The organism is Amycolatopsis sp. WQ 127309, from assembly GCF_023023025.1.
Lineage (GTDB): Bacteria > Actinomycetota > Actinomycetes > Mycobacteriales > Pseudonocardiaceae > Amycolatopsis.
The window spans coordinates 1478409-1495512 of sequence record NZ_CP095481.1; the positions used below are offsets into that span (position 1 = coordinate 1478409).

Annotated in this window: 20 protein-coding genes; 11 read left to right on the forward strand and 9 right to left on the reverse strand. The window is 72.6% G+C overall.

Features of this window, described 5'->3' with window-relative positions:
* Window positions 1-83: 83 nt before the first annotated feature.
* Genes MUY22_RS06410 through MUY22_RS06420 form a run of 3 tightly spaced genes read right to left on the reverse strand, consistent with a single transcriptional unit; the run spans window position 84 to window position 2934 of the window.
* Window positions 84-752 carry a GNAT family N-acetyltransferase gene (locus MUY22_RS06410; protein ID WP_247058073.1) on the reverse strand — a complete coding sequence of 223 codons (669 nt, stop codon included), beginning with the start codon at window positions 750-752 and terminating at the stop codon, window positions 84-86.
* Complete coding sequence (glp, locus tag MUY22_RS06415) at window positions 752-2032, reverse strand: gephyrin-like molybdotransferase Glp (RefSeq protein WP_247058075.1); 1281 nt, start codon at window positions 2030-2032, stop codon at window positions 752-754. The genes MUY22_RS06410 and glp overlap by 1 nt, the downstream gene beginning before the upstream one ends.
* Window positions 2029-2934 (reverse strand): UTP--glucose-1-phosphate uridylyltransferase, encoded by a 906-nt coding sequence (locus MUY22_RS06420; protein WP_247058077.1) that lies wholly within the window; start codon window positions 2932-2934, stop codon window positions 2029-2031. The genes glp and MUY22_RS06420 overlap by 4 nt, the downstream gene beginning before the upstream one ends.
* Window positions 2935-2958: 24 nt before the next feature.
* On the opposite strand from MUY22_RS06420, the gene MUY22_RS06425 reads away from it, so the two are divergent.
* From MUY22_RS06425 to mscL, 4 genes are all read left to right on the forward strand, one after another.
* Window positions 2959-3549 carry a 5-formyltetrahydrofolate cyclo-ligase gene (locus MUY22_RS06425; RefSeq protein ID WP_247058079.1) on the forward strand — a complete coding sequence of 197 codons (591 nt, stop codon included), beginning with the start codon at window positions 2959-2961 and terminating at the stop codon, window positions 3547-3549.
* A gap of 86 nt (window positions 3550-3635) precedes the next feature.
* Window positions 3636-3977 carry an FmdB family zinc ribbon protein gene (locus MUY22_RS06430; protein ID WP_247058081.1) on the forward strand — a complete coding sequence of 114 codons (342 nt, stop codon included), beginning with the start codon at window positions 3636-3638 and terminating at the stop codon, window positions 3975-3977.
* Window positions 3978-4107: 130 nt separating this feature from the next.
* Window positions 4108-4752: an SAF domain-containing protein gene (locus tag MUY22_RS06435; RefSeq protein ID WP_247058083.1), complete on the forward strand. Its 645-nt coding sequence runs from the start codon at window positions 4108-4110 to the stop codon at window positions 4750-4752.
* Between the two features lie 84 nt (window positions 4753-4836).
* The gene (gene mscL / locus MUY22_RS06440; RefSeq protein ID WP_247058085.1) at window positions 4837-5250 is read left to right on the forward strand and encodes a large-conductance mechanosensitive channel protein MscL; all 414 of its coding nucleotides are present in this window, start codon (window positions 4837-4839) and stop codon (window positions 5248-5250) included.
* A 2-nt stretch (window positions 5251-5252) separates the two neighbouring features.
* On the opposite strand, the gene MUY22_RS06445 is transcribed toward mscL, so the two are convergent.
* Window positions 5253-5426 (reverse strand): hypothetical protein, encoded by a 174-nt coding sequence (locus MUY22_RS06445; RefSeq protein ID WP_247058087.1) that lies wholly within the window; start codon window positions 5424-5426, stop codon window positions 5253-5255.
* Between the two features lie 107 nt (window positions 5427-5533).
* Window positions 5534-6034, reverse strand: coding sequence for a molybdenum cofactor biosynthesis protein B (locus tag MUY22_RS06450; RefSeq protein ID WP_247058089.1), 501 nt, complete (start codon window positions 6032-6034; stop codon window positions 5534-5536).
* Between the two features lie 123 nt (window positions 6035-6157).
* Between MUY22_RS06450 and MUY22_RS06455 the strand changes: the two genes are divergently transcribed.
* Both MUY22_RS06455 and MUY22_RS06460 read left to right on the forward strand, forming a co-directional pair.
* Entirely contained in the window at window positions 6158-7219 is a 1062-nt protein-coding gene (locus MUY22_RS06455) for an NAD-dependent epimerase/dehydratase family protein (RefSeq protein ID WP_247058091.1), read from the forward strand.
* A 37-nt stretch (window positions 7220-7256) separates the two neighbouring features.
* The gene (locus MUY22_RS06460; protein WP_247058093.1) at window positions 7257-8042 is read left to right on the forward strand and encodes an MBL fold metallo-hydrolase; all 786 of its coding nucleotides are present in this window, start codon (window positions 7257-7259) and stop codon (window positions 8040-8042) included.
* A gap of 323 nt (window positions 8043-8365) precedes the next feature.
* Here MUY22_RS06460 and MUY22_RS06465 read toward each other — a convergent pair whose 3' ends face one another.
* From MUY22_RS06465 to MUY22_RS06475, 3 genes are read right to left on the reverse strand one after another with little or no spacing between them, the layout of a single operon-like run.
* Window positions 8366-9415: a HAMP domain-containing sensor histidine kinase gene (locus MUY22_RS06465; protein ID WP_247058096.1), complete on the reverse strand. Its 1050-nt coding sequence runs from the start codon at window positions 9413-9415 to the stop codon at window positions 8366-8368.
* The gene (locus MUY22_RS06470; RefSeq protein WP_247058098.1) at window positions 9412-10116 is read right to left on the reverse strand and encodes a response regulator transcription factor; all 705 of its coding nucleotides are present in this window, start codon (window positions 10114-10116) and stop codon (window positions 9412-9414) included. The genes MUY22_RS06465 and MUY22_RS06470 overlap by 4 nt, the downstream gene beginning before the upstream one ends.
* Window positions 10117-10120: 4 nt before the next feature.
* On the reverse strand, window positions 10121-11548 hold the full coding sequence (locus MUY22_RS06475) for a hypothetical protein (protein ID WP_247058100.1): 1428 nt from the start codon (window positions 11546-11548) through the stop codon (window positions 10121-10123).
* Window positions 11549-11718: 170 nt separating this feature from the next.
* On the opposite strand from MUY22_RS06475, the gene MUY22_RS06480 reads away from it, so the two are divergent.
* From MUY22_RS06480 to MUY22_RS06500, 5 genes are all read left to right on the forward strand, one after another.
* A complete protein-coding gene (locus MUY22_RS06480; protein WP_247063684.1) occupies window positions 11719-12363 on the forward strand; it encodes a glycosyltransferase family 2 protein in 645 nt (214 codons plus the stop codon).
* Complete coding sequence (locus tag MUY22_RS06485) at window positions 12360-13040, forward strand: DUF2064 domain-containing protein (protein ID WP_247058102.1); 681 nt, start codon at window positions 12360-12362, stop codon at window positions 13038-13040. Before MUY22_RS06480 ends, MUY22_RS06485 begins: the two co-directional genes overlap by 4 nt.
* A complete protein-coding gene (locus MUY22_RS06490) occupies window positions 13040-13672 on the forward strand; it encodes a bifunctional 2-polyprenyl-6-hydroxyphenol methylase/3-demethylubiquinol 3-O-methyltransferase UbiG (RefSeq protein WP_247058105.1) in 633 nt (210 codons plus the stop codon). Before MUY22_RS06485 ends, MUY22_RS06490 begins: the two co-directional genes overlap by 1 nt.
* 71 nt (window positions 13673-13743) lie before the next feature.
* Entirely contained in the window at window positions 13744-14868 is a 1125-nt protein-coding gene (locus MUY22_RS06495) for a molybdopterin-dependent oxidoreductase (protein ID WP_247063686.1), read from the forward strand.
* A complete protein-coding gene (locus MUY22_RS06500; protein WP_247058106.1) occupies window positions 14865-15314 on the forward strand; it encodes a hypothetical protein in 450 nt (149 codons plus the stop codon). The genes MUY22_RS06495 and MUY22_RS06500 overlap by 4 nt, the downstream gene beginning before the upstream one ends.
* 258 nt (window positions 15315-15572) lie before the next feature.
* On the opposite strand, the gene MUY22_RS06505 is transcribed toward MUY22_RS06500, so the two are convergent.
* Window positions 15573-17093: a S1C family serine protease gene (locus tag MUY22_RS06505; RefSeq protein ID WP_247058108.1), complete on the reverse strand. Its 1521-nt coding sequence runs from the start codon at window positions 17091-17093 to the stop codon at window positions 15573-15575.
* Window positions 17094-17104: the final 11 nt, after the last annotated feature.

A 17104-nucleotide genomic window follows, 5' to 3' on the forward strand; every position in this document is an offset into this window, starting at 1 on the left:
TCGATCACGGAAATGCCTCACCGGATTAGGTGAATCTCACAGCATGTGGTAACGCGCTCACAGCCCCGGATGGGTAATCACCGTCAGGCGTAGTCGGCGCGCCCCGCCGCGACCAGCCGCGACACCAGCCCGGCGCCGGTCTCCTCGCGCGTGACGGCGAAGCAGTAGTGGTCCCGCCAAGCGCCGGCGACGTCGAGGTAGCGCTCGAACAGCCCCTCCTGCCGGTACCCCGCTTTGGTGAGAACCCGCAGGCTGGCGGCGTTCTCGGGGCGCACGGTGGCCTCCAGCCGGTGCAGCCCGGACGCGGCGAAGGCGTGGTCGGTGACCAGCGCGACGGCGGCTGTCGCGACCCCGCCGCGGACGATTTCGGACGAGACCCAGTAGCCGATCCACGCGGACCGCAGCGACGCCCGGACGACGTTACCAACGGTGATCTGACCGGCCAGCCGACCGTCGAGGGTGATCGTGAACGGCAGGCACTGACCACGCCGTGCGAGCGACCGCAACGCCGCCCACTGCGACGGCCACGACCAGAAAGCGTTGCGTTCGGGCCACGGCCCGACGCCGGTCGGCTCCCACATCTCGAGGTGCGCCCGGTCCCGGAGCCGGATCCGGCTCCACTCGCTGGCGTCGCGCAGCCGGACCGGCCGGATCGCGACCTCCCCCGCGGGCACCCGCAGCGGGCCGAGCCGCGACGGCCAGCCCGGGTGCCGGCTCTCGACCGGGTAGGAGACGCCCGACACGGAGTTCATCAGGCCCGTTGCGCCAGGAAGGTGACCTGGACCTGCTCGCCCGCGGCGACCTCGGTCATCTCCTCCGGCACGTTGATGAGGCAGTTCGCTTCGGCCAGCGACGCGAGCAGGTGCGCCCCGGACTGCCCGAGCGGCTGGACCAGGTACTCGCCGTTGGCCTCGTCACGCAGGAGCTGCCCGCGCAGGAAGCCGCGCCGGCCCTCGGTAGACGTGATGGGCGACAGCAGCCGCGCGCCGACGATCCGCCGGTGCGGGTTGCGCGTGCCGCGGGCCGCCCGGATGAGCGGCCGCACCAGCACCTCGAACACCACCAGCGCGCTCATCGGGTTGCCCGGGAGCAGGAACGTCGGCACCGAGTCGGGACCGAGCCTGCCGAACCCCTGGACCGAGCCGGGGTGCATCGCGATGCGCGTCGCGTCGATCCGGCCGAGGTCGGACAGCGCCGAGTGGACCTCGTCGCCGGTGCTGCCCCCGGCACCGCCGGCGACGACCACGATCTCCGACATCAGCAGCCGGCCTTCGACGATCTCCCGCAGCCGCTTCGGCTCGCTCGACACGATGCCGACCCGGCTGACCTCGGCGCCCGCGTCCCGCGCGGCCGCGGCCAAGGCGTAGGAGTTGACGTCGTAGACCTGCCCGACCGACGGCGTCCGGTCGATGTCGACCAGCTCGTCGCCGACCGACACGATCGAGACCCGCGGCCGCGGGTAGACCAGCACCTTCGCCCGGCCGACCGCGGCGAGCAGGCCGACCTGCGCCGACCCGATCGTGTCGCCGCTGCGGACGGCGACGTCGCCGATCTGGACGTCCTCACCGGCCCGCCGCACGTACCCCGCCGACGGCACCGAGCGGTGCACGGTGACCTTGGCCTGGTGCCCGTCGGTGTAGGCGAGCGGCACGACGGCGTCGGCCAGCGTCGGCAGCGGCGCGCCGGTGTCGACGCGCACCGCCTGCCCCGGCTGGAGCCGTCGCGGCTGGCGCGAGCCCGCCGCGATCTCGCCGACCACCGGCAGCTGCACCGGCTCCTGCCCGGCCGTGCGCACGTCGACGCTGCGCACCGCATACCCGTCGACCGCCGCCTGGTCGAACCCGGGCAGCGCGTGCTCGGCGACCACCTCCTCGGCGCAGAGCAGCCCCTGGGCCTCGGAGATCGCCACCCGCACCGGCCGGGGCCGGACGGCGGCGTCCAGCGTCATCGCGATCTGCGACTCGACCGAACGGAACTCGGCCTCCTCGTCCTCGGCCACTTCAGGCCGCGCCTCGTCGAGGGATTCCGTCATGGGCGATCTGTCCCGATCCGTTCCGTCAGCCACGCCCGTAAAGATGGACCGTACTCGGGCGTTTCAAGCGCGAAATCGACCGCGGCGCGCAGGAAACCACCCGGATTCCCCAGGTCGTGACGTCCGCCACGGTGCACGACGATGTGCACGGGGTGTCCTTCGGTGATCAGGAGCGCGACCGCGTCGGTCAGCTGGAGCTCGCCGCCGGAGCCCGGGGTGATGCGCTTCAGCGCGTCGAAGATCGCCCGGTCGAGCAGGTAGCGGCCGGCCGCGGCGAAGGTCGACGGCGCGTCCTCCGGCTTCGGCTTCTCGACCATGCCGTGCACCTGCTTGACGTCGTCCTCGCCGGTGTCGCTGACGTCGAAGACGCCGTACGGCGAGATCTCGGCCTTCGGGATGTCGAACGCGCAGAGCACGCTGCCGCCGTGCTTGGCCCGCACCTCGCTCATCCGCTCGAGCACACCGGCCGGCAGCACGATGTCGTCCGGCAGCAGCACCGCGACGGCCTCGTCCTCGGGCGTCAGGTTCGGCTCGGCCTGCGCGACGGCGTGGCCGAGGCCGAGGGCCTGCTCCTGGATGGCGGTCTCGACGGCCAGCAGAGCGGGACCGCGCCGGACCTTCGCCAGCAGCTCGGTCTTGCCCTTGGCCTCGAGGTTCGCCTCCAGCTCGGGCTGCTCCTCGAAGTACTTGACGACGGCTTCCTTGCCCGGCGAGGTCACGATGACCAGGCGTTCCGCGCCGGCGGCCGCGGCCTCGGCCGCGACCAGCTCGATCCCCGGTGTGTCCACCACGGGCAGGAGTTCCTTGGGCACGGCCTTCGTCGCCGGCAGGAAGCGTGTACCGAGCCCGGCGGCAGGCACGATGGCGGTTCTGAACGTCTTGGAGGTTGCGGCGCCCGTCATGGGCGCAAAGCCTAACGTGAGGCCATGCATGCGCTGGGCAATGAGCACCTGAGCAAAGCGGAGTGGCGTACCCGCCTCACGCGCGCGAGAGCGGAACAGGCCGCCCAATCGCACGCCCACGAGGCATTGGCGCTGGTCAGAGCGGTGTCGAAGGTCACAGCCACGACCGTGTGCGCGTACCTGCCCTTCGGCACCGAACCGGGCACGACGGCGCTCGTCGACGCGCTGGCCGCCGGCGGGGCGCGGGTCCTGCTGCCGGTGATCGCCCCGGCCCCCGGTCCGCTGGACTGGGCGGAGTACACCGGCGAGGCCGATCTCGCGCCCGGCCGGCTGCGCGGCGTCCTCGAGCCGGGCGGGAAACGCCTGGGTGTCGCCGCCGTGGGCGCGGCCGAGCTGGTCCTGGTGCCCGCGCTGGCCGTGGACCGGCAGGGTGTCCGCCTGGGCCGCGGCGCCGGGCACTACGATCGCTCGCTGGTGTTCGCCGCGGCCGGGGCGCGCCTGCTCGCCGTCGTCCGCGACGAAGAGCTGGTCGACCGGCTGCCCGGACAACCTCACGACGTGCGGATGAGCGGCGTCTTGACCCCGGGTCGAGGCGTGCTCGAGCTGCCGATGTGAGCAACGAGGAATTGCGTTCGGGGAATGCTTTCAAGCACAATCTAGTTGGCACTCTTGTCGGATGAGTGCCAGCAAAGGAGCCCTCAGTGCCTACGTACCAGTACGCCTGCAAAGAATGCGACCACCGGTTCGAAGCCGTGCAGTCGTTCTCGGACCCCAGCCTGACGGTCTGCCCGCAGTGCTCCGGCCCGCTCCGCAAGGTCTTCAGCTCGGTCGGCGTCGTCTTCAAGGGCAGCGGTTTCTACCGCACCGACTCGCGTGAAGCCAGCAAGTCGAGCACCACCTCGACCCCGGCGAAGAGCGAGGGCAAGAGCGAAGGCAAGTCCGAGTCGAAGCCGGAGACCAAGACGGAGTCGAAGCCCAAGTCCGACTCGGGCTCGGCATCCTCCTCCTCGGGTACGACAAAAACCGCCGCCGCGGCCTCCTGAGCCTGGAGTTATCCACAACACCCCGGTTGTCCACAGGGTGCGGGCAAGGCCCTTCCGGCGGCCCGTCCGCTGCTCCTAACGTCGATCTTGTGCGGCACGTGGCCGCACCCGATCCGACCGAGGAGCACCTGTGGACGTCTTGGCGAAGCTCCGCACACTCGATCTCACCCGCCTGCCGAGCCGGCGGACACGGCTGCTCCGCCGCTGGCTCGCCGTCGGCCTGCTCCTGACCGGGACTCTGCTCGTCGCGCATCCAGGCTCCGCGCGGGGCGCACCGACGACCCCGACCGTCGTCGCGGCGCGCGATCTCCCGTCCGGCGCCACGCTCCGCGCCGCCGACGTCCGGCTGGCCGATTTCCCCGGCGAGACACGCCCGTCCGGGGCCCTGAGCACCCTCGACGCCGCCGCCGGACGGCTGCTGGCGGGTGCCGTCCGCGCCGGTGAACCCCTGACCGACGTCCGGCTGGCGATCACCATCCCCGCTTCGGGTGATCCCGCGACGGCGACCGTGCCGGTCCGGCTCGCCGACGCGGCCGTGGCCGAACTGCTGCGTCCCGGACAGCGCGTCGACGTCGTGGCCGCGCCGGGAGGGTCCGCTTCCGTGCTGGCCAGTGGGGCCACGGTGGTGACGATCTCGTCGCCCGAAGCCGGCTCGGCGCGTCCGACGGCCGGACCGGCCAAGGGACCGCTTGTGCTGCTTCGGCTTCCGGAAGAAGTCGCGACGAGGGTGGCGGCGATTTCACTGGACCGTCCGGTAACGGTTACTCTCCGCTAGCCCGCGTCCGCCGAGACGGGCGACGGCATCCCCCAGGCAGGCTTCGGGGCGGTGGAGCACCGTCCCCGTTCGTGAGGAGAACCAGTGCTCAAGGGTTTCAAGGACTTCCTGATGCGCGGCAACGTCGTCGACCTCGCCGTCGCGGTGGTCATCGGCTCGGCGTTCACGGCCATCGTCACGGCGTTCACCACCGGCCTCATCAAGCCGCTGATCAGCACGATCGGCGGCACGGACGCCGCGCAGGGCCTCGGCTACCAGATCTTCGACAACAACAAAGCCACGTTCCTGGACATCGGCAGCGTGATCAACGCGGCGATCAACTTCGTGCTGGTCGCGGCGGTCGTCTACTTCGTGATCGTGCTGCCGGTGAAGCACGTGCAGGAGCGCCGCAAGCGCGGTCAGGAGCCGGGTCCCTCGGAGCCGACCGACGTCGAGCTGCTCATCGAGATCCGCGACCTGCTGCGGGCTCAGGCCCAGCGCGACGGCGGCCGCGGCTGAGGTCAGCGGTCGTGGTGCGGTGGCCGGTTCTCCCGGTACCAGTCGTCCGGGAGGCCGGTGCGCCGGTCCGGGTCGCGCTCGTCGGAGGTCGTCTCGGGCAGGACGTCCCCGAAGATCTCGTCGACCCGGCGGCGCTGCGCGCTGCCGGCCTGGTGGTCGCGTTCTTGGCCCGGCATGGCCCCAGTGTCCCACGACGCGTTCATTGACAACTCCAGAGCGAAGGAACGCTCTCGCCCGGGCGGTGCCCGTCGCGCGCTGTGGATCCGCAGCGCGCGACCGGGCATCACACCTCTTCGAGGCCCGAAAGCTCGTCGATCACGTGCGGCACGAGCGAGGTCAGGGTCGCCATCCCGTCTCGCACCGCGGAGCGCGAGCCGGCGAGGTTGACCACCAGGGTGCTGCCGGACACGCCCGCGAGCCCTCGCGAGATCCCGGCGTCGACGGCGCCGGCGGCCAGGCCGGACGCGCGGATCGCCTCGCTGATGCCCGGGATGGGCCGGTCGAGCACGCCGGCGGTGGCGTCCGGGGTGTTGTCACGCGGCAGCACACCGGTGCCGCCGACGGTGATCACCAGGTCGGCACCGCCGATCACGGCGGTGTTGAGCGCATTGCGGATACCCACGGACTCGGCCTCGACGACGACCACGCCGTCGACGATGAAGCCCGCTTCTTCGAGCAGCTCGGTCACCAGGGGTCCCGTGCCGTCCTCGTGCTCGCCGTGCGCCACGCGATCGTCCACGATGACCACGAGGGCCCGGCCCAGCCGTTGTGCACTCCGTTCCATGGCGCCCACCGTAGTCGGTTTCGGCGGCCCGCCGCCGGGAGGTGCCCGGCGAGTTCTGACGATTCCGTGACGTGACCGCGCTCGTCGTGACGGCGCCCGGCGCGAGCACCTAGCGTGTCCGTTATGCGCGTACTGGTCACCGGCGGAGCCGGGTTCATCGGGTCACACATCGCCGATCAGCTGGCCGATGCGGGCGACGACGTCGTGGTGCTCGACAACCTGCTCGCCACGGCCCACGGCTCCCGCACACCACCGGCGTACACCGGCAGGCACCGGTTCCTGCGCGGCGACGTGACCGACAGCGAGATCGTCGCGGAGCTGCTGGACGGCGTCGACGCGGTGTGCCACCAGGCGGCCGTCGTCGGGCACGGGATCGACCCGTCGGACGCGCCGTCGTACGCCCTGCACAACGACTACGGCACGGCGGTGCTGCTGGCCGGGATGCACGCGGCCGGCGTGCGGAAGCTGGTGCTGGCCTCGTCGATGGTCGTCTACGGCGAAGGCCGGTACTCGTGCACCGACCACGGCGTCGTGCCGCCGTCGCCGCGCCGGGTGTCCGATGTGGACGCAGGGCGGTTCGAGCCGCGCTGCCCGGCCTGCGGCACCGAGCTGGCCTGGCAGCTGGTGCCCGAAGACGCGCCGCTGAACCCCCGCAGCACCTACGCGGCCACGAAGCTGGCGCAGGAACACCTGGCCGGCGCGTGGGCCCGGCAGACCGGCGGCAGCGTCTGGGCGATGCGCTACCACAACGTCTACGGCCCGCGGATGCCCCAGAACACCCCGTACGCCGGCGTCGCGTCCCTGTTCCGCTCGGCGCTGGTCCGCGGCGAAGCCCCGCTGGTGCTGGAGGACGGCCGTCAGCAGCGCGACTTCGTGCACGTCCACGACGTCGCGCGGGCCAACGTGCTCGCCCTCCACACGCCCGGCCCGGCGGGCGACAGCACCCCGGTCAACGTCTGCTCCGGCACCCCGCACACCGTCGGCGAGCTGGCCGGGGAGCTGGCGCGGGCGTGCGACGGTCCGGCGCCGCGGGTCGTCGGCGGAGCCCGGGCCGCGGACGTCCGGCACGTCGTCGCCGACCCCGCGCGGGCCCGGGAGCTGCTCGGGTTCACCGCGGAAGTCGGGTTCGCCACCGGGATCGACGGCTTCGCGACGGCGGAACTGCGGGACCCGGTTTCGGTCTGACGGGACTGGCTCGGCGGCCGTCGCACTTGTTCCGGTCATGCACCGGATCACCGTGGGCGACTACACGGTCGAAGCGCTGACCGACGGCCTGTGCCGGATCCCGATCCCGTTCTTCCCCGGACTGGACCCGGCCGAGCACCCCGAGGTCCTCGACCCGGACGGCACCGTGCACGTGCCGATCGGCGCATTCCTGGTCCGCGGCCAGGGCCGCACGATCCTGGTCGACACCGGGTTCGGCCCACGCGAAACCGGCTTCCCGCACGGCGTCACACCGGCCGCGGGCGACCCGACGCCACCGATGGGCGAAGGCGGCGACCTCCTCGCAGCGCTGGCCAAGGCGGGCACGGCACCCGAGGACGTCGACACGGTGTTCGTCACGCACCTGCACTCGGACCACATGGGCTGGCTGGCGCCGGAGAGCACGCCGGCGTTCGCCCGCGTCGGGCTGGAGGCGGTGCACACGGCCGGGAGCATCGAGGCGATCCACGGCGAAGCCGTCCCGCTGGCCCCCGGCGTCACCGCACGCCACGCGCCGGGCCACACCCCCGGGCACTACGTCCTCGACGTCGAAGCGGACGACGAGCGGCTGATCCTGCTGGGCGACGTCATCCACGCACCGGTGCAGCTGCGCGACGACCGGATCCACTTCATCGCCGACCACGACCCGACCGAGGCGGCGCGCACCCGCAGGCGCTGGCTGGACGAGGCCGAGCGCACGTCGGCGGTGATCGCCCCGGCCCACTTCCCCGGCCTGGAGTTCCTCCGCCTCGGCCCGGGCCGGACCCCGGTCGCCGTCCAAGGCTTCACTTCGCAGACGCGGTAACCGTCTTGGTACTGGCGGACTTCCACGTGCCGGCTCGCTGTCTCGCGGCCGCCGCCGGTCTGCGCGGAGCCGGTCATCGTGGCGTCGCGCACGGCCGTCTCCACCGCGCCGGGTCCCAGCGCCGCCTGCGCTCCACGCGCGGCAAGCACCAGCATCATCAAGCCGGGCGAGCCGGCCAGCCCGCAGCTCGAGTTCGACACCGCGCCCCAGCCGCCGGGAGGCGCGTAGCCGGTACCGCTGCAGCCGGCGGCGCAAAAGCAGGTGCCGCGGCGGCCGGCACTCGGATCAGCCGGCAGTCCCACCGATGGGGGTGTCACCCATCTCTACGACATCGCCAGCGGCAGGCGGACTTCGAACCGGCAGCCCGGGCCGTGGTTGTGCACGCCGATCTTCCCGCGGTGCGCCTCGACCAGGCCCTTGGCGATGGCCAGGCCGAGGCCGCCGCCGGTGGTCGTGCCGCTGCGCTCGGGCGTGCGGGCCTGCGTGCCGCGGAAGGCGACGTCGAAGACGCGGCCGATCTCGTCGTCCGGGATGCCGCCGCAGGAGTCGTCGACGGCGAGCAGGGCCTCGTCGCCGTCGACGCCGATCTGCACCGCGACCGTCCCGTCCGGCGGGGTGTGGCGGATCGCGTTGGACACCAGGTTCCGCACGATCCGGGCCAGTTCCGGGTCGCTGCCGGAGACGATCGGCCAGCTTTCGGCGTTGGCCAGCACGCGCACCCGTTTCCGCTCGGCGACCGGGCTCTGGGCGGCGACGGCGTCGCTGACGACGTCGCGCAGGGGCACCGCGGACATGGTGAGCTCGAGGGCGCCCGCGGTGATCCGCGAGAGCTCGAACAGGTCGCCGACCATCCCGGACAGCCGGGTGGTCTCGCCGCTGATCCGCTGGGCGTAGTCGGCGACCTCGTCGCGTTCGGAGACGACGCCGTCGGCGAGTGCCTCCGCCATCGCCTGGATGCCGGCCAGGGGGCTGCGCAGGTCGTGGCTGATCCAGGCGACCAGCTCGCGCCGCGACGCCTCGGCCGCGCGCTCCCGGTTCCGCGCTTCCCGCTCCCACACACTGCGGCGGGCGATGGCCCGGCCGAGGATGATCGCGGCGGGCACGGTGATCACCGCGACCAGCAGGCAGACCAGCAGCATCGTGGTCAGCGCCGGGGTGAACATGAACCCGCTGACGCCCAGCACGCCGACGAGCGTCGCGAGCACCGGGATCAGCACCAGCACGGTCAGCGTGGTGGCCAGGGAACCGCGGCGCAGCACATAGAGCACCACGCCACCCAGCACGGCCACGGGAAGGGCGAACAGCAACGCCAGCGGCAGGATGTGCCAGAGGTGCGCCAGAATCTCGCCGAAGGACTCTCCGGGTTCGATCACGGTTGCTCCCGGTCGTAGCGGTAGCCGACGCCCCAGACGGTCGCGACCCGGGTCGGCTTGGCCGGTTCGCGCTCGATCTTCTCGCGCAACCGTCGCACGTGGACGGTCACCGTCGACTGGTCGCCGAAGTCCCAGCCCCAGACCTTCTCCAGCAGGTCCGCCCGCGAGTAGGCGACGCCGGCGTGGCCGAGGAAAAACGCCAGCAGGTCGAACTCCCGGGTGGTGAGCGGGAGTTCACGGCCGCCGAGGGTCGCGGTGCGGGCGGTCATCTGCAGCCGCAGGTCGCCGTCGACGAGTTCCGCGGCCGCCGGTTCCGGGCGGGGCATCCGCGCGCGGCGCAGCACGGACGCCACGCGCAGGGCGAGTTCCTTGGGGCTGAAGGGTTTCGTCACGTAGTCGTCGGCGCCGAGCTGGAGCCCGGCGATCCGGTTCTCCTCCTCGCCGAGCGCGGTGAGCATGACGATCGGCACCTGGCTGACCTGGCGCAGCCGCTTGCACACCTCGAGGCCGTTGATCCCCGGCATCATGACGTCGAGGACGACCAGGTCGGGCTCGTGGGCGGCGAACTTCGCCAGCCCCTCGGCGCCGTCGCCGGCCATGTCGACGGTGAACCCGGCCACCTCGAGGTAGCGGCGCACGACGTCGCGCACGGTCTCGTCGTCGTCGACCACGAGCACGCGCCCGGCCAGATCGCCTGTCATGTCTTCACCAGCCCGTCAGCAGCAGATGGTTGACCGCCAGCGCCGTCGCGGCCTGCGCGGCCAGCCACCACCGGCGCCCCGGCCGTGGCAGCAGAGCCGTCATCGGCAGCAGCCACGCCCCGAACGGTAGCCAGATCCGTTCGGTCTCCGCTTTCGACAGGCCCGAAACGTCGGCGAAGATGATCGCGAGCAGGGCGGCGATACCGAGGAGGAGCACCGGTTCGGCCCACAGCGAGCGGCGGGGGCGGGGCAGGAACGCCTCGGTCAGGCCACGCCGGAGGGCAGCCACGACCGCGGGGCCGAGCGCCACCGCGACCGCGGCCAGGTCCGCCCACACCCAGTAGGAGTACGGCCGGACCAGGGCGACTCCCTGGTAGTAGCGCTCGACGACCAGGTGGTAGCCGTCGAGCCACCAGAAACCCGCCCAGGCGAAGAGGGCGACGACAGCCAGCGCCGCCACGATCGCCAGTGCCGCCGCCCGCCACTGCCGTCCGAGCACGGCCACGGCCAGCGCGACCACGCCCAGCAGCACCAGGCCGTACGACAGGAAGATGCCGAAGCCCAGCACTCCGCCCGCGGCCAGCCCGGCGGGGGCGGCGTACCGGCGGCCGTGGGCGAACCCGTTCGCGGACAGTGCCAGCAACGCCAGGCCGGTCGCCGTCACCCCGGCGAACAGGCCGTCCGCCGACACGCCGATCCACACCGCACCGGGGGTGAGCACGGCGAAGGGCAGCACCGAGCGAGCCGCTTCCGGCCGGCCGAGCAAGGCGACCGTGGCGGGCACGGCCACCGCCACCAGGCTGCCGACGAGCACGACGGCCGTCGCCGCCCACGCGCCGCCGTGCAGGCCGAGCCGGTCCAGCCAGACGAAGACCAGCGTCGCGCCCGGCGGGTGCCCGGACACGTGAGTGGTCCAGGAGTTCGGCTGGAAGTCGAGGATGCGGGAGGAAAACTCGCGCAGCATCCGCGGGATGTCGGTGATCCCGGGTACCTCGTGCAGGTACTCCTGGGGAATGGTGAGGTGCCCGGCGAACCCGCGCGCCCAGCCGTCGACCAAGGTCAGCGAAAAGATCCAGGCGAGCGACGCGAAGTAGCCGGCGACGAGGGCGCGGCGCCACGGCAGGCGAGTGGCCAGAGCCGGGCCGTAGAGCACCACTGCGGCGGCGATGAGCACCGCGAACACCGACCCGGGGCCGACGTGCGGCAGCCAGTCGGCGAACAGCGGCGGCGCGCTGACGAAGATGACCACCCCGGAGTTCGGGCGGTTGTAGTAGAGGCCGGCCGCGGCGGCCGCGGCGACGAGCACCACGGCCGCCGCGACGGCGAGGAGATCGGCCCGGCGGGCGCGGCGCGCGGGTCGATCAGGTGGCAGGTCTTCGGGTTCGCGGGCAGTCGGCTCGGCAAGCCCGGCTGCCGACTTCGGCTCGCTCATCGCCGTCCACCTTAGGGCCGTACGCCGGGTTCCGCGGTCCGGCGACGGCAGCCGTAACGAGCCGGTAAGAACTCGTCACCCGATTGGTCAACGTCATGATTCAGTAAGCACCGCAACGGTTTCCCACCGTCCACGATAGACCTACCGTCAGCGGCGTGACTGACTTGGAAGTGGACGTGGTCCTCCCCTGCCTCGACGAGGCGGGCGCCCTGCCCGGTGTGCTCGGCGGGCTGCCGCCGGGTTACCGCGCGATCGTGGTCGACAACGGCTCAGCCGACGGCTCGCCCGAAGTGGCCGCCGCGCTCGGCGCGAAGGTGATCCACGAGCCGCGTCGCGGGTACGGCGCGGCCGTGCACACCGGCTTGGAAGCCGCCACCGCGGACATCGTGTGCTTCGCCGACGCCGACGGCTCCCTGGACCTCGCCGACCTGCCGCGGCTGGTGGCGGCGGTCGTGGCCGGCGCCGACCTGGCCGTCGGACGCCGGGTGCCGACCGGACCCGGGGTGTGGCCGTGGCACGCGCGGGCGGGCAACGTCGTGCTGTCGCTGTTGCTGCGCACCCGAGGGCTGCCGGTGCGGGACATCGCGCCGTTGCGCGCCGCGGACCGGCGGGCGCTGCTCGGCCTCGGCGTCACGGATCGCGCGTTCGGCTATCCCCTCGAGCTGCTGATCAGGGCGCAGCGCGCCGGGTGGCGGGTCCGCGAGTTCGACGTCCGGTACGGCGAGCGGGCGAAGGGCACGAAGTCGAAGGTGTCCGGCTCGGTGCGGGGCACGCTGCGCGCGGTCCGCGACTTCGGGCGGGTGCTGGCGCGATGAAGGCCCAGTTCGTGCTGCTGGTCGTGGCCAAGGCGCCGGTGCCGGGGTTCGCCAAGACCCGGCTCTGCCCGCCCGCGACCCCGGCCCAGGCGGCGGAGATCGCCGCGTCCGCGTTGCTCGACACCCTCGACGCGGCCTGCGCGGTACCCGGCGCCGCGCCGGTCGTCGCGATGACCGGTGACCTCGACGCCGCCGCCCGGGGCGCCGAAATCGGGCTCGCGCTGCGCCGCGCGACCGTGATCCCGCAGCGTGGCTGGGACTTCGGCGCCCGGCTGGCGAACGCCCACGCCGACGCCGCCGCGGTGCACGCCGGCCTCCCGATCCTGCAGATCGGCATGGACACCCCGCAGGTCACGCCGGATTCGCTGGCCGAGACGATCGCTCCCGTCCTGCGGAACGGCCGCGACTGCGTGCTCGGCCCGGCCGCGGACGGCGGCTGGTGGGCCCTCGGCCTCACCGACCCGCGGCGGGCGCAGGCTCTCGCGGGCGTCCCGATGTCCCGTGACGACACCGGCGAACGCACGTTGCGCGCCCTCGTCGCGTGCGGGCTGGAGCCGTGGCAGGCGGCCGAACTGTCCGATGTGGACACCATGACCGACGCCCGCCGGGTGGCGCTCGAATGCCCGGAGAGCCGGTTCGCCCGCGCCGTCGCGGCCGTTGATCGGGCGGCCGCCTGATGACGGCGCCGGCGAGCACCGGAAATGAGTTCGACCGCGGCCTGCTGGGCCACCGATGCTGGCTCGAGCTGCCCAGCGGCGAACAGATCGAGCTGCCGGTCGAGCGCTGGGCCCAGGCGTCCGACGGCGACGAGGTGCTGCTCGACGCCTGCACCGGCCCGACCCTGGACATCGGCTGCGGCCCGGGTCGGCTGACCGCCGCGCTGGCCGAACGCGGCGTCGTCGCGCTGGGCGTGGACAGCTCACGCACAGCCATCCGCCTGACTCGCCGCCGCGGTGGGAGTGCGTTGCACCGCAACGTCTTCGACCACGTGCCCGGCGAGGGCCGTTGGCAGCACGTCCTGCTGGCCGACGGCAACATCGGCATCGGCGGCGACCCCGCGGTGCTGCTGCGTCGTGCGGCCGAACTGATCGCCGATGACGGCGACGTCCTGGTCGAGCTGGACCCGCCCGGCGGCGGTCTGCGGCACGAGCGCGTCCGGCTCCGGCCCGGCCACGCCGACGTCGCGTGGTTCACCTGGGCCTGGGTCGGCGCGGACGCCATCGCCGAGGTCGCGAACCGCGCCGGGCTGCACGTCGACCGCACCGTCCGGCACGGCCACCGCTGGTTCGCCCGGTTGGAGAAGCCGTGAAGCCCGAACGCACGCCCCTCGCGGTGCGCGCCCGCGAAGCCCGGGCCCGGCTGAACGACCGCGTCGACCAGCTGCCGATCCCCAAGGAAGAACAGTTCGAGGCGGCGGCGCACCACGAGCGCGTGACGTCGAAGATCGGGCTGGCGCTCGCGGTCACGTTCACGACCTGCTTCGTGACCGGCCTGATCAACCACTTCATCCAGCACCCGCCGGAGTGGTTCTTCTGGCCGAGCCGCCCGGTCGGGCTGTACCGGGTCACGCAGGGGCTGCACGTGATCTCCGGCGTGGCGTCGATCCCCTTGCTGCTGGCGAAACTGTGGAGCGTCTACCCGAAGCTGTTCGGCCGGCCGCTGGTCCGCTCACTGCCGCACGCCCTGGAGCGGCTCTCGATCCTGGTGCTCTCGGGTTCGGCGTTCTTCGAGCTGACGACCGGGCTGCTGAACGTCGCGCAGAACTACCCGTGGGCGTTCTACTTCCCGCAGGTCCACTACGCGGTCGCGTGGCTGGCGATCGGGTCGATCCTGGTGCACGTCGCGGTCAAGCTGCCGGTCATCCGCCGCGCGCTGAGCCGGGTCAACTCCGAACCCGAGGAAACGCCGGCCGCCGGGCTGTCGCGACGCGGCTTCCTCCGCACCACGGGACTGGCGACCGGCGTCGCGGTGGTCGCCACCGCCGGGGCCACGGTTCCCTTCCTGCGCGGCGTTTCCGGCCTCGCTTGGAAGACGGGCAAGGGCACGCAGGGCCTGCCGGTGAACCGCACGGCCGTGGCCGCGGGCGTCACGCAGACGGCGCGGGCGGCGGTCTGGCGGCTCTCGGTCGTGACCCCGCGCGGCACCACGAAGTTCTCACTCGACGAGCTGCGCGCCCTGCCGCAGACGACGGCCGAGCTCCCGATCGCGTGCGTCGAGGGCTGGAGCCAGTCGGCCACCTGGCGCGGGATTTCCCTGCCGACGTTGCTGAAGGCCACCGGGTCACAACCGGGCACGGCGGTGCGGGTGTCCTCTTTGGAACGTGCCGGGCTGTACGGCGTCAGCGTGCTCCCGGGCGAGCACACGGCCGACGACCTGACGCTGCTCGCGCTGGAGCTCAACGGCGACGTCCTCGACCTCGACCACGGCTTCCCGTGCCGGATCATCGCGCCGAACCGGCCCGGGGTGCTGCAGACGAAGTGGGTCACGAAACTGGAGGCCCTGTGAAGACCGCCCGTGTGCTCCTCGCCTTACCGGGCCTCGCGGCCCTGGTGTGGGGCGTGGTCCTGTTCGCCGACTACGCACTGCCGTTGCGCCCGGACGTCTTCGGCACGATCGGCTGGCTCGTGGGCGGCCCGATCCTCAACGACGCCATCATCGCCCCGCTCACAGCTCTGCTAGGCATCACCCTGGCCCGCGTCCTCCCGCAACCTTGGAAAACCCCAGTAGTCACCGGCGTAGTCCTCACAGGCGTCCTGCTGATCCTGGCATTCCCGCTGCTCTGGCGCCCCTACGGCACGGCCCCCATGCCCGGCCTCCACGACGGCAACCCCGCACTAGGCCTCACCCTCACCTTGGCCGCAGTCTGGCTGGCGGTAGTCCTCACGGCCCTATGCCACCGCCTGACACCCCACCGCAAACGCCCCACCCGCCCCCAAACTCGCCGCACCTAACCGACCCTCCAGATACGCAACCCGACCTCCCAGGTACGCGAGCCGACCCTCCAGGCACGCGTGTCGTCCCTCCAGACACGCGTGTGATGCCCCGCCAGACACGAGAAAAGCCCGTCCGCAAGCCCCCATAAATGCGGCCACGCGCGACCGGCATCAAAATCCGGTCGCGCGTGGCCTTGTGGGTCCGGCCCCGAAAGTTACGGGGGTCGAGCCAAGTTGGTCTCGGCCGCGCCAGGGCGGCCGAGCGTCTGGAATGGATCAGTTGGGGGTGACGGGCTGCCCGCCGAGGGTCACCTCGACCGTGCGGCCACCCTGGAGGGTGAACGTCGCCTTCTCGTCCGGCGCCCGGGTGCGGATCGCGGCGACGAGCGTGTCGGACGAGTCGATGTTGCGGTCGTCGATCTTCGTCACGATGTCGCCCGACTTCAGGCCGGCCTTCTCCGCCGGGCTGCCCGCGGTGATGGCGCCGAGCTCGGCGCCGCCCTGCGGGGCGTCCTTGACCTGCGCGCCGATGTAGGTCTGCACGGCCTGGCCGGTCTTGATGATCGTGTCCGCCGTGCGGCGGGCCTGGTCGATCGGGATGGCGAAGCCGATGCCGACGTTGCCGCCCTCGGACGCGCCCTGGCCCTGCCCCTGGCCACCCTGCGCGGACTGCGGGCTGTAGATCGCCGAGTTGATGCCGATGACCTGGCCGGACATGTTGGCCAGCGGACCGCCCGAGTTGCCCGGGTTGATCGCCGCGTCGGTCTGGACGGCGTCCATCACCGTGGTCTGGTCACCGGTGCTGCCGCCCGCCCGCACCGGCCGGTGCAGCGAGCTGACGATGCCCGAGGTGACCGTGCCGGCCAGCTCGAACGGCGAGCCGATGGCGACGACGGACTGGCCGACGCGCAGGTCGTCGGACCGGCCGATCTCGACCGGGGTCAGGTTGCCGACGCCGTCGACCTTGACCACGGCGATGTCCGTGGTCGGGTCGCGGCCGACGACCTTGGCGGCGGCCTTCCGGCCGTCCTGGAACACGGCCTGGATCTGCCCGCCGCCCGCGGCGACCTCGACGACGTGGTTGTTGGTCAGGATGTAGCCGTCGGTGCTGATGACGAACCCGGAGCCCTCACCGGCCCCCTGCTGCCCGCTCACCTGCAGCTCGACGACGCTCGGCGACAGCTTCTGTGCGACGGACTCGACCGAGCCGGCGGGCGCGTTGCCGGTCTGCTGGGCCGGCTTCGGCGCGTCGAGCGCGTTGCTCGACGGGCCCGACGTCCCGCCCGTCAGGTACCCGACCGCGCCGCCGGCGATGCCGCCGACCAGCAGCGCGACCAGCGCGACGCCGGCGAGCAGCTTGCCGCCGGAACGCTTCTGCTTCGGCGGCGGGGCGGCGGGCGCGTTGTAGATCGACGTGCCGGGCTGCCCGTACGCGTTCGGCGGCGGGTAGACGCTCTGCTGGGGGTGGCCCTGCGGCGGCGTCTGCGCACCCGGCGCGGACCAGGGGTTCGCGTTCTGCGCCCCGTAGGACGGATCGGCCCCCGTGACTGCGTGGTAGGACGGCTCGGCCGGCGCCGCGTAGTGCGGTGTGCCCCCGGACGGAGTCGCCGTGCCCGGGTCGCCGTAGGGACTGCCGGACGCGCTCTGCTCGCCGTACGGACTGGCGGGCGCGCTCTGCTCGCCGTAAGGACTCCCGGCCCAACCGCCCTGAGCGGCATCCTGCCCGGAGCCGGGCTGGGCGTCCGCGGAAGGCCGCGGGGTCGCGGGGTCGTGCGCGGTGGGGTCGTTCTCGGTCATGTCATCACCTT